Origin of the sequence: Lactiplantibacillus paraplantarum, assembly GCF_003641145.1 — a bacterium.
GTDB classification, from domain to species: domain Bacteria; phylum Bacillota; class Bacilli; order Lactobacillales; family Lactobacillaceae; genus Lactiplantibacillus; species Lactiplantibacillus paraplantarum.
In genome coordinates, this window is the sequence record NZ_CP032744.1 from 2,686,932 (window position 1) to 2,698,927 (window position 11,996).

11 protein-coding genes are annotated in these 11,996 nt (G+C 43.7%); 4 read left to right on the forward strand and 7 right to left on the reverse strand.

Annotation, left to right across the window (positions count from 1 at the left end; all coding sequences use genetic code 11):
• Positions 1 to 178: 178 nt before the first annotated feature.
• Together LP667_RS13210 and LP667_RS13215 are read right to left on the reverse strand one after the other, a co-directional pair.
• On the reverse strand, positions 179 to 832 hold the full coding sequence (locus LP667_RS13210) for an HAD family hydrolase (RefSeq protein WP_021729995.1): 654 nt from the start codon (positions 830 to 832) through the stop codon (positions 179 to 181).
• 397 nt (positions 833 to 1,229) lie between these two features.
• A complete protein-coding gene (locus LP667_RS13215; protein WP_021729994.1) occupies positions 1,230 to 1,592 on the reverse strand; it encodes a winged helix-turn-helix transcriptional regulator in 363 nt (120 codons plus the stop codon).
• A gap of 126 nt (positions 1,593 to 1,718) precedes the next feature.
• On the opposite strand from LP667_RS13215, the gene LP667_RS13220 reads away from it, so the two are divergent.
• Both LP667_RS13220 and LP667_RS13225 read left to right on the forward strand, forming a co-directional pair.
• Positions 1,719 to 2,924 carry an MFS transporter gene (locus LP667_RS13220; RefSeq protein ID WP_021729993.1) on the forward strand — a complete coding sequence of 402 codons (1,206 nt, stop codon included), beginning with the start codon at positions 1,719 to 1,721 and terminating at the stop codon, positions 2,922 to 2,924.
• 530 nt (positions 2,925 to 3,454) lie between these two features.
• On the forward strand, positions 3,455 to 4,078 hold the full coding sequence (locus tag LP667_RS13225; protein WP_021729992.1) for a L,D-transpeptidase: 624 nt from the start codon (positions 3,455 to 3,457) through the stop codon (positions 4,076 to 4,078).
• Positions 4,079 to 4,329: 251 nt separating this feature from the next.
• Here the strand turns inward: LP667_RS13225 and LP667_RS13230 are convergent, their stop codons facing one another.
• From LP667_RS13230 to LP667_RS13240, 4 genes are all read right to left on the reverse strand, one after another.
• Positions 4,330 to 5,067 carry a LytR/AlgR family response regulator transcription factor gene (locus LP667_RS13230; RefSeq protein WP_021729991.1) on the reverse strand — a complete coding sequence of 246 codons (738 nt, stop codon included), beginning with the start codon at positions 5,065 to 5,067 and terminating at the stop codon, positions 4,330 to 4,332.
• 4 nt (positions 5,068 to 5,071) lie between these two features.
• Positions 5,072 to 6,322, reverse strand: coding sequence for a GHKL domain-containing protein (locus LP667_RS13235; RefSeq protein WP_021729990.1), 1,251 nt, complete (start codon positions 6,320 to 6,322; stop codon positions 5,072 to 5,074).
• Entirely contained in the window at positions 6,316 to 6,441 is a 126-nt protein-coding gene (locus tag LP667_RS17300) for a hypothetical protein (RefSeq protein ID WP_021729989.1), read from the reverse strand. The genes LP667_RS13235 and LP667_RS17300 overlap by 7 nt, the downstream gene beginning before the upstream one ends.
• Positions 6,442 to 6,763: 322 nt before the next feature.
• Complete coding sequence (locus LP667_RS13240; protein WP_021729988.1) at positions 6,764 to 7,345, reverse strand: TetR/AcrR family transcriptional regulator; 582 nt, start codon at positions 7,343 to 7,345, stop codon at positions 6,764 to 6,766.
• Positions 7,346 to 7,478: 133 nt separating this feature from the next.
• Between LP667_RS13240 and LP667_RS13245 the strand changes: the two genes are divergently transcribed.
• Positions 7,479 to 8,393 (forward strand): NAD(P)H-binding protein, encoded by a 915-nt coding sequence (locus LP667_RS13245; protein WP_021729987.1) that lies wholly within the window; start codon positions 7,479 to 7,481, stop codon positions 8,391 to 8,393.
• Between the two features lie 39 nt (positions 8,394 to 8,432).
• Positions 8,433 to 9,845, forward strand: coding sequence for an NAD-dependent succinate-semialdehyde dehydrogenase (locus tag LP667_RS13250; protein ID WP_021729986.1), 1,413 nt, complete (start codon positions 8,433 to 8,435; stop codon positions 9,843 to 9,845).
• Between the two features lie 101 nt (positions 9,846 to 9,946).
• Here the strand turns inward: LP667_RS13250 and LP667_RS13255 are convergent, their stop codons facing one another.
• Positions 9,947 to 11,854 (reverse strand): SH3 domain-containing protein, encoded by a 1,908-nt coding sequence (locus LP667_RS13255; protein WP_056988353.1) that lies wholly within the window; start codon positions 11,852 to 11,854, stop codon positions 9,947 to 9,949.
• Between the last annotated feature and the right edge of the window lie 142 nt (positions 11,855 to 11,996).

Consider the following 11,996-nt stretch of genomic DNA (forward strand, 5'->3'; position numbering starts at 1 on the left):
CGGTAATCGGCTTAATCGGCCACCACCCGATTAAACAGCGTGAACGCTTATATCTGCAATTCTCTAAAAACACCTGCTGGTCGCGCGTACTAAATGTTTTTTTGCCAAACTGTCCTGTTCAGAGTCCAAGATGACTGCTCATAACTTTACGGAGTAGTCGTTTTAATTGCAACTAGCTCTATTGGACCGACTTTAAGTACGTTATGACATCCATTAACGTCGGAACAATTGCAGTTGCTTGATCAGCATACGGCTGGTTAGGTCGCTTCATATCAGGGACACAAATCACTGGAATATTCGCTGCTGTCGCCGCCTGAATACCAGCCTCGCTATCTTCTAGGACTAAACAATCGGCTGGTTGTTGCTTGAGCTTGGCACATGCCATTAGAAAAATATCTGGGTAAGGCTTACCGTGATCAACGTCTGGTCCAAAAGTGAATTGATCAAAATACTGTGCCACATCATGAGCCGTTAATATACTCAAAGCCCGCTCCTGAATACTGGAGGAAGCCAACGCCACTGAATAATGGGCGGCATGTAAAAACTGCAACAATTCCCGTGCACCTGGCTTAAGATCGACCCCATCCTGCATGAACGTCTTCTCCAGCGCCAATGACTGCTTTAGTCCGCTATCAACATCAAATGGCAAATCAAAACGCTCAATCAAGTGTTGCATATTTGTGACTGCTGACTTACCACTATATTCCTGCGCATAAGTTGCCATTGATAGTGTCTTTCCATGCGCTTGCACCATTTGTTGATACATCTTTAACGAAATAACCTCACTATCAATCAGTAATCCATCTAAATCAAAAATAACCGCCTTCGTCATCGCTGCCAACTCCCATTCTATTTATCGTCAATAGTCTAAGCTTATCATAATCGCCCATAAATGTAAGCGGACTCATCAAGACTAATGTTAAGTTTTCTAACTAATTTTTACTCTGGACAAACTGTTAACGAGCAGGCACGCTAATAATAGCCAGTGAGAGGAAACAGCTCTTTGAATCAGGTACAATCAAAGTCCTTTTCAAAGATTATATTTTTGCCAAATCCGTGGGGCCTCGGTATTCAAATCACCCAGCTAGTTATCACACTCAGTTGGCTAGGGGCCAATTGGTTCCTTGCTCGTCGTCAAAATTCAAAACATTAATTTATTCCAGTCAAAAAGGTGCGCCAGAATGGTTCCATTCTTAGCGCATCTTTTTAACTTAGGTTAAACTCGTCTGTTATAAATCATCTCGGTGCAGCAGTGCAATCTCCTCACCCGCAGCGCGACGCCGATCAATATTATCTTCCCCCCACACACATAATTCATGTAAGACCACGGACAAACTTCGACCATAATCACTTAATCCATATTCTACGCGTGGTGGCACTTGTTGGTATACTTTGCGAGTCACAATATTAGCCGCTTCTAACTCCCGTAATTGTTGCACTAACATTTTCTGCGAGATTTGAGGAATCGCACGTTCCAATTCACTCGTCCGCATCGTCTGAGTACGTAGGTGGCATAAAATAATTGATTTCCATTTACCACCAATAATCTCCATTGTGGCTTCAACCCCAATATGATACGTCTTATTTTCCATAATTATCGTCTCCATTCTATACTTACTTTTTAGTGGGTATAGTACTTTAAAGTCGGTACTTGTCTAAAAGTCACTTGCTAGTATAATCATTATTTATCAACTAAGCAATAGCAGGAGGCTTTTCTTATGACAAAACAGTTCAATCCTAGCTGGACACTTTTTGCGCTCGCAATTAGTGCCTTTGCAATCGGGGCAACAGAATTTATTAGCGTTGGCTTAATGCCACTACTCGTTAGCAGTTTTCATATCAACTTAGCACAGGCTGGGTTGACCGTCTCAATCTACGCCATTGGTATTATGATTGGCGCTCCCGTCATGACATTGCTCACTGGTCGGCTCAACCGCCACCGACTGATGATGTTAATCATGATTTTATTTATTATCGGTAACTTGCTGGCCGCCAGTGCCCCTACGTTTGGTATTCTACTCGCTGGTCGGGTCGTGGCCGCTTTAGCTCATGGTATTTTTATGACCGTGGCATCAGTGATCGCCGCTGACGTGGTCGCACCTGCCAAACGAGCCTCAGCAATCGCCATCATGTTTACCGGACTAACCGTCGCCACCGTTACTGGTGTGCCACTGGGAACGATGATTGGCCAATTAGGTGGTTGGCGCTGGTCCTTTATCTTCATTAGTTTAATTGGTGTCATTGGCTTACTAGCAGATTACTGGTTAATTCCTCGTAACCTACCATTACCAAGCAAGGCGACGGTCCGGGGGATTATCCGGGTTCTTACTAATCCGCAGTTGTTATTTGCCTTACTCGTTACAGCATTAGGTTATGGTGGCACGTTCGTAGTTTATACCTATCTATCCCCACTATTGGAACAACAAATGCACTGGTCGGCTAGCGCCGTAGTCTTAATTCTAGTCGTCTATGGCTTAATGGTTGCCCTTGGTAATACGCTGGGTGGACGTTGGGCCAATGCCCGCCCACTGATTGCACTATTCAAAATGTTCAGCGGGTTGCTCGTCACTTTACTAATTTTAAGCATCACTGGCCACAGTCACTGGTTAGGTCTACTGACCGTCCTATTAATGGGTATCTTTGCCTTCATGAACGTACCAGGACTGCAGCTGTATATCGTTCAGTTAGCTGAACAAAATACACCTCACGACATTACGATGGCTTCCGCATTAAATATTTCCGCTTTTAACGTCGGCATCGCACTTGGCTCTGGTATTGGTGGGCAAGTGACAACCAACCTTGGTTTAGGCTGGACGCCGATTTTCGGTGCCGGCATGGTGGCTGTTAGTCTGGTCCTATTGTTAGGCCTGATTTGGTTGGCTCGGCCAGCCAAAGATGCAGATCAGAACTGTGTCCAAAACTAACTACTAAATAAAATCACTAGGCTTAACGATCGAATGATACCTGACTATCAGGTTGCCTTATCGCTGAGCTTAGTGGTTTTTATTTACGCTAAATTTAAAGCAAGTTAAGTATGCTTAGCTTACTTTATAACCAGTTACTACGCTTTTTCACTAATGGAGCCGCGCGAATCATCGTGAAAACGCACGGTAGCCCTAACTAGCCGCCAACTTCCATTTACTTCATACATCACGAACCATTATTTAAGCCGCCTTAACCCCCTTTTAGGATACTGCAGTCAGCTTAAAGACTCCATTTGGAACTTTTATGCCCAATCTGCGCAATATTTTAGTGATTAGCTTCTTTAGTCAAAATCAATGAGGTTGCATTTTTGCTTTCAGAAAGCTATAACGGTAAATGTACAATTGATACGCATTGTGCTAGTTAATTCTTATTTAACCGTTCGTATTAACTAACCAGTATTAATGACTAAGTCAGCACTACTAAGTAGACAATTGACAATATCGGGGATAACAAAGTATGGGGGCGTAACATGCAACGCAGATCAATATTAATTTTATTAGCCAGTATCACTTTAATTATCGGAACATTAACGGTCGGAACTGTCACAATTGTAGGGGCAACTCATCCGACCAGTCAAACAACGATGACGACTAAAAAGACACCGACGAAGGTTAAGTCGAAAGCCCAAGTAACGGTTATGCGCACGCCAATCAACTGGCGTCAATCATCCGAAAAAGTCGCGTACCCCACGGTGAATCACTATCCGAACTTATGGATCCACGTTTCACTAGCCAAACAACGGTTATATCTGATGAATCACCAACACGTTCTTTATACGATGTACGCTTCTAGCGGTGTGCCAACCGCCGATCGTAAAACACCCCGCGGTACCTATCATGTGCAGGCTGAACGGGGTAAATATTTTTATAGCGCTAGTGTTAATGAAGGCGCCTATTATTGGGTTTCATGGCTCAACCATGGTGAATATTTATTCCATTCCACCCCAGTTGATGCCCAGGGACACTTTATCAAGTCCGATGCCGCCAAGCTCGGTAAACAACCATCCTCGCATGGTTGTATTCACCTTAGCGTCGCAGATTCTAAGTGGGTCTACGATAACATTAAGTACGGTACTAAGGTCGTTATTGATTAACAGTCACAAGGCGTTAAAACCTATCATCCTTATCAAACCCACTTAATATTATTGAACAACTTGGCACCAATATTTTGAAGATAACCAAGCAATTAAGTACCGAATAAGCTCATCTTGATAATAAATAACCGGTTCGAGAAGGTAGACTTCTTGAACCGGTTATTTAGTCTTACGTGCTTTGAACAACCTTGCCTCTGACATCCATATGGTCACCATTGATATTGGGATTATTTCCCTAAAGTCGAGCACCACTAGTTGCTAACTTGGCGTGTTAAGTGGCGGCTAGCCTGCGCAGAGCACAGTACCGATTCCCCATCGGCCATCGTTAATTGGTGATAATGCTTATCTAACGACCGAATTCGGGTTAAATTAACAACGTACGACTTATGACACCGATAAAAGTTACGATTTAAATCGGGAACATCTTTCAACAGCCCATAATACTCCAGCTCGCCATCATCTAGGTGAATTACGATTTTATGAGGGCTCATCGAACTCTCAAAAAATAAAATGTGTTGAACATCTAATGACCGAATCGTCTCGCCAATCTTAATCTGAATATAACTATTTTGATCATTTTCTTCAGCCTTAAACCGATCCTGTGCCACCTTTAAAACCTCATTCAATCGTTTATATAGCCGATCAGGAAAATCCTTCAGTATGAAATCTAAGGCTTCGACCTGATACTGAAAAACGGTTAGTGAGAGCTCCGTATGCGTTGTAATAAAGACAATCTTACTACGCCCGCCCAAATCACGAATTTGGCTTGCCAATTGGATACCATTGATATCGGAATTCAAAGCAATATCTAGGAGAAAAATGGCCTTTTCAGGTTGTTCACTTTCAACCTGCGTTAAGATTGCATGTGGATCTGGACTGGTTAGTCCAAAACTCATATCTAATTGCTGATCAATAATCACTTTGCTAACCAGTTGTTCCAAGTTCTGTAACTGTTTAGCATCGTCTTCACAAATATACACTTTAATCATTTTATTATTCCCACTTTACCGTTAAACGCTGTACAAAGACTGACTCCAGTAACCGCGTCTCCAAGATCATATTTTCGTTGCGATTCACAATAGTGCTAAGTTGACTTAACCCCAAGCCCCGATCCTGTCCCTTGGTTGAATACCCCGCTACTTTTAACTGCCATAAAGGTGGCAATTGGTCAAACACGGTATTTTGGACTAAGAATACCGTACTTTGCGCCGTCATGAAGACGGCTCCTGTTAATTCACCACTATAATGACCGGCAGTTGCTTCAATTGCATTATCCAAAATAATGCCCAACGCAATATCTAAATCCAATTCATTGGTGGTCACACTTTCAAGGACTTGTTTCAAGTCGAAGTGCACGTTGATTCCTTGCGATTGCGCATAACTGAGTTTACTGAACAAAATACTCTTAATCGATTTAACCTTAACCCGACTTAAATCTTCGAGCCTATATTGTTCATCACTGACCCGCTTAGTCACTGGGGCAATATTTTGCTGGTAATATTCCCGTAATCCACTTAAATCATCTGTTTTTAAATATTCACTAATGGAGAGCATCATATTCTGATAATCATGGCGAAAGCGACGCAGTTCGTTGTAATGCGCTTCGATCTCATTCATATACCGCGTATCATTTTTGATTTGCAGGTTTTGTTGCTGAACCTTATATTTAGCTCGAATCGTAATCCGATATTCATCGTATATGGCGATTGCAAAGCCGATGACCACCATTAACACAACTAAATTACTAATAACAATTCGTAGTTCATTATCGAGCCCCTCACTGACAATGATATATAAATAAATCACGAGCAACAACACCGCTGTGATGCGGTTCAAAGTTGGTCGGTCAAACGTCGTCTTGATATGCGTGTTCATTAAAATCGCGTTCAAAATAATTAGACCGAGCAGTTGTAAACCCGTGAAAATAATGAGGTACGTATTATTTAGCTTAATCGAATACGCCAATAATGAACTGATATGATCAATGACAATCGACCAAATTCCCACTTGCAAGCCAATAAAAAATGCTTCACTAAAACTCCGCGTATGCCACCAGGTAAACAGCATGACCATCACTAACAACGGCAACCATATATAAGTCCCCATCGTGGTAAAAGCAACGCTGCTAACGAGGCTACAGGCCAAAGCATAGCTGATATCCAAAATAGTGATGGTTCGCCAATCACGTAGCAGAACCTTAACAAATAAAAACAAGAATAACGTTTGCACAAAAATCATCACCATGCGTATCCCCGCAAATTCACACGACTCATCACTGATAACTGAATAAAGTCGTTGTCATTATTGTGCATCGATCTGACTGGCCCGGTTGCTTCAAATAATTGTTTACCCCATTGCGCCATCCAAGCGCCCCCTTGCATACTCATTTCATTGATATTCCACGTCAAACTTGTGGTTAAAGTTTAAAACAATCCTCTGCACTTGAAAAGAATACATAGTTACACCAATTATTCAACTAGCCTTTAAGACCCCAAACCATTACTTCAAGACTACTGGTCGTCAGCGACTGACCACGTAACATCCCTAAAAGAGCCTGAGAAAAAACTAATTGTGCCCAGTTTCTTAAAAGACTTCTCAAGAAACTGGGCACAATTTTTCAATTAATATTCTCGAAACGTGCGCCAAAAGATTGCTTGTTCTACTTTCCTTGGCGTGTTAAACATTCTAATCGCGCTTCATCGCATCCCAAATCATCGCGAAAATGTCATCAAACGTGTACTGGTTCTGATCATACCGGCCCTTACTAATATTCGTCGTATGCGTATGAATCGTAGAAAACACCACCCCCATATGCAGACTAACCGGTAAATTCTTGATTACTTTAGCGTCGATTGCCATTGTCAATAATTTAACAACAATATTATTCGGATCGGCCTCCTCTGGTGAAATGGTCATGTTTTGACCGTTTAATGCTTTGATTTGCTGCATAATTGTTAAACTATCGGGATTGGCTAAGGAGTACTCGTACACCTGCTGCACGTACAGTCGAATACGGGCAGTCAAATCAATCGCTGGATCACTTAGCCGGGCCAAATCAGTTGTACTGAGAATCCGCGTCGTCTCACGTGCATAGACACTGTCAATCAACGCCTGCTTATTTTTAAAGTAGAGATAAACATTGGATTGTGCAATGCCAACGCGCTTCGCCACCTTAGTTGTTGAAACGCCCGCTGGCCCTTCAGCGAGAATAATTGCGGCAACTGCATCTTGAATCTTAACTTGTTTGTTCATATCTTTTTTCTTCATGTCATCAGTATAAAAGATAAAAATATCTTTTTCAAGCTTGACAAAGATAGATTTATCTTTTATGATAATAATCGTTGAAAGATAGGTTTATCTTTTAAAAAACAAAATCAAACTTTGAAGAGGTTTTATAATTATGAAAATTGCAATGTTAGGTTCATTAGGTAATATCAATCGGATCGTTGTTCCCAAGCTCGTCCAAGCTGGTCATGACGTCACCGTTATCTCAACTAGTCCGAAGCGTCAAGCTTCAATTGAAGCCGTCGGGGCGCATGCCGCCATTGGTACAATGACTGATGTTGATTTCTTATCCACTACTTTTACTGGCAAAGATGTGGTTTACTTGATGCTTTCCGGTGGGATTGGCGATGATCCATTCGCCGGCGCAATTGCTCAGGCTAAAATTTGGAAACAGGCAATTGAAAATGCCGGCGTCCTCAACGTTGTCAACCTAAGTAGCATCGGCGCAGATGCCGATGAAGTGGCTGGTTCGCTACATGCTTACAACTTAATTGAACATGAATTACGACAACTTGACGGGGTTAATCTGGCTTTTGTCCGTCCAACCGGATTTTACGCTAACTTGTTCGGTAACTTAGCGACAATCAAAGCCGAACATAAAATTTACTCCAGCACACCTGCTGATTCAGCACAAAAATACGTTGCTCCCGAAGACATTGCCCGTGTCGTTTATCCCCTAATTGATCACACGCCAACTGGTATCACCGTTAAATACGCCTTCAGTGATACGTTTACTGGTGACCAATTCGTCGCTGATCTCCGCGATGCCCTCAAGATGCCTGACTTACAATGGGTACAAATCTCAGATGATCAATACCAAGCTAACTTGACGAACCACGGTGTTCCCGTTAAAATTGCCGCTTCATTAGTCCAAACTAGCCGCTACCAGCGCGACCCTGAAGGGCTTTATACCGATTTGAACGCTTCGGATACTGACGCTGGTCAAGTCAAATTAGCTGACTTTGTCCGTACTTTTGTGGTAGCGTACAAGGGTGAAGGCGGTTACCATTCCAGTACTATCGCAGATTAATCGCTTACAACACTAGAGAATTTTAGGAGGAATTTTACTATGGCTTATCAAACAATCAATCCTTATACCAATGAAGTTGTTAAAACTTACGACAACGCAACTGCCGACCAAATCGAACAGGCCTTAACGACCGGCGACGCCCTCTATCACCAATGGCGTCATGAACCCGTTAGTTCCCGTGCAGCCAGCCTCCATAAAATTGCTGCATTGTTACGTGAACACAAAGATGAATTAGCGAAAATCGCAACGATCGATATGGGGAAGCTACTGACCGAGTCTCAGGGAGAAGTTGAACTCTGTGCTATGATTGCTGACTATTACGCTGATCATGGCGCTGAATTGTTGGCACCAACTCCAATCAGCACCCAAGCAACGGGCGATGCCGAAATTGAAAAACAAGCAACCGGTGTCCTGATGTTGGTTGAACCTTGGAACTTCCCGTATTACCAAATCATGCGGGTCTTTGCACCGAACTTCATGGTCGGTAATCCGATGATTCTAAAGCACGCCTCTAACACCCCTGGTTCGGCCGCAGCGTTCGCCAAGATCGTTGAAGAAGCTGGCGCTCCAGCCGGTAGTTTAGCAAATCTCTTCTTAAATTACGATCAAGTTGGCGATATCATCGCTGACTCGCGCATCCAAGGCGTGGCGCTGACTGGTTCTAAGCGTGGCGGGCAAGCGGTTGCTAAGGCGGCCGGTGCTAACTTGAAGAAGAGTTCCATGGAATTAGGTGGTTCCGATGCTTTCATCGTCCTAGCTGATGCTGATATTGACGAAGCAGTCAACTTAGCATGGCGTGTCCGGTTATACAACGCTGGGCAAGTCTGCACTTCATCCAAACGTTTTATTGTCGCTGCGGATGTGTACGATGAGTTCTTAGCAAAACTGAAAGAACGTTTTGCCAAATTAGTCCCTGGCGATCCTATGGACCCACAAACGACTTTGGCACCAATGAATTCTAAGCGTGCCAAAGAAAAACTCCAGGACCAAGTTGACCGCGCCGTTGCTGGTGGTGCCACCGTTGCTTACGGCAACCAGCCGATCGACTTACCTGGTCAGTTCTTCCAACCAACGATTTTGACGGACATCGATCAAGACAACCCACTCTTTTATGAAGAAATGTTTGGCCCAGTTGCCCAAGTCTTCAAAGTCGATTCCGAACAAGCAGCCATCGATTTAGCCAACAATTCTGAATTAGGCTTAGGTGGGATTGTCTTTGCGGGGACTGCAGCTCATGGCAAAGCGGTTGCGCAACAAGTCGAAACTGGGATGGTTTTTGTTAACACCTTCCTCAGTTCCTTACCTGAACTACCATTTGGTGGCGTTAAGGGTTCCGGTTACGGTCGCGAGTTAAGCAGCCTGGGCTTAATGGCCTTTGTTAACGAAAAATTAGTCGTTACTGCTCAGAAACCTGACTACGATAACGGTGCTGGTGGCCTAGTTATTTTATAAACATTAACTCATCACTACAACAAAACAGGCTTTGAAACCGCGTCGCTTGACGTGATCTCAAAGCCTGTTTCTTTATTGCATTAGTAATTGGTCACTAATTGTTAGCCGATCTTAGCAACGTAATGGTAAGCACCAGAGTTAGATAGGTACTTCAGCCATTGATAGCCATTAGCGGAAACCGTACCAACATAATAAACGGATTCGCCCGCATAGTATTGGCCAACAACCGAGGCATTCAAACTAGCTGCGGTCCGAATGTTCGTTGTGGTCTTAAACGTGTACGTGCCAGTTGCCGCCGTAGTCTTGTTTGCGGAAGATGACGTGGTCGTTGCTGCGCCACCACTAACTTTAACGTAGTGTTGGGCACCACTGTAACTTGTATAACGTAACCAAGTTTGACCGTTAGTAGTTACCTTGGCATTGTAATTGACCGTATTGCCTTTGTAGTAAGTCCCAACCGTTGAAGCAGCATCGCTTGCTGAAGACTTGATTGCCGTGGCCTTAGCAAACTTGTAAGTACCAGTTTGCGCAACCGTCTTGGCACTCGCCGTCGACGTTGACTTGCTGGTGGTCGTTGACGTTGCAGCACCACTAACCTTAACGTAGTGTTGCGCACCACTATAACTCAAGTAACGTAGCCAAGTTTGACCATTCTTAGTTACCTTAGCATTATAGTAAACTGTGTCGCCTTTATAGTAAGTGCCTAACGTCTTCGCAGAATCACTAACGGAACCTTTGATGGCTGTGGTCTTCGTAAACTTGTAAGTACCAGTTTCAGCCTTAGTCACCGTCTTGCTCGTGCTTGTCGTTGGTTTAGTGGTTGTCGTAGCCTTAGCAGCGCTACTAATCTTAACGTAGTGTTGCGCACCACCATAGCTTAAGTAACGCAGCCAAGTGGCCCCATCCTTAGTAACTTTAGCATTATAGTAGACCGTATCGCCCTTGTAGTAAGTGCCTAACGTCTTCGCAGAATCACTAACAGAGCCCTTGATGGCTGTGGTCTTCGTAAACTTGTAAGTGCCAGTTTCAGCCTTAGTCACCGTCTTACTTGTGCTCGTCGTTGGCTTGGTAGTCGTCGTAGTCTTAGCGGCATCACTAATCTTAACGAAGTGTTCCGCACCACTGTAACTTAAGTAACGTAACCAAGTTTCACCCGCAGTCGTTACCTTGGCATTATAGTAAACTTTGTTGCCCTTACTATATGAACCAACCGTAGTGGCACTATCACTAGCAGCGCTCTTGATGGCCGTTGTCTTAGTAAAGGTGTACCAACCAGAAGCTTTTTTGGTCGTGGTACTACTGGTATTTGTACCGGTACTCGTATTGCTGGTACTAGTATTGCCAGTACTCGTATTACTGCTTGTGTTATCAGTTGTTGTGTCAGAATCCGTCGTATCGTCACTACTCGTCGTTGTCACAAACGTATTAGTTCCGGCACTATCTTCAATTAAACCATTGTAATCGATGCTGACATCAATGTAGCCGGTATAATCGGAACCGGTTGGCAAGAGTGCCGTATCGGAGAATTGCCAAGCACCATCCCCCGTATTCCAAAGGTTATCAGCAGAAGGCGTGTATGGATATTGGGCCCGCCAAACGCGTGATTGACCAACCGTCTTAACAACAGCATCCCGATATAAGTATGAGTTTGAGGTGTATACCCCGTGGTTCGTATAGCCATATGAATCTAACGTTGACCAGAAAGTATTTAAGTTTGCTGTGGCGTTAACTGAGTATGAAGCAGTGTCTTCCATATCCGCAAATAATAAGACTTTCGTTGAAACACTATTCTTCACTAAGAAGCTGGCCATGTTAGTGGCTTCAGACTTAGCCGCATCGGCTGTACTGAATGTTGCGTAGTGATAAAAGTCAACGTTCAAACCCGCCTTGTTCGCCATCTGAGCCTGCGTTAATGCGGCTGGGTTCGTGTAATCAGTGCCTTCAGTCGACTTAACGATGACCGTCTTAACACCAGCAGCCTTTAACTTATTGAAATCAGATTGCGTCATCGTACTTTGATATGACGCCACGTCCACAACGTCAACACGTGGCCGCGTCGTATCGCCAATCGTCCAAACATCGGTTGTTTCAGTTGCAGCCGCCGTATAGGCAACGGCAGCAACTTTAGCCGTGGCTTTCTTAGCAGTTGTT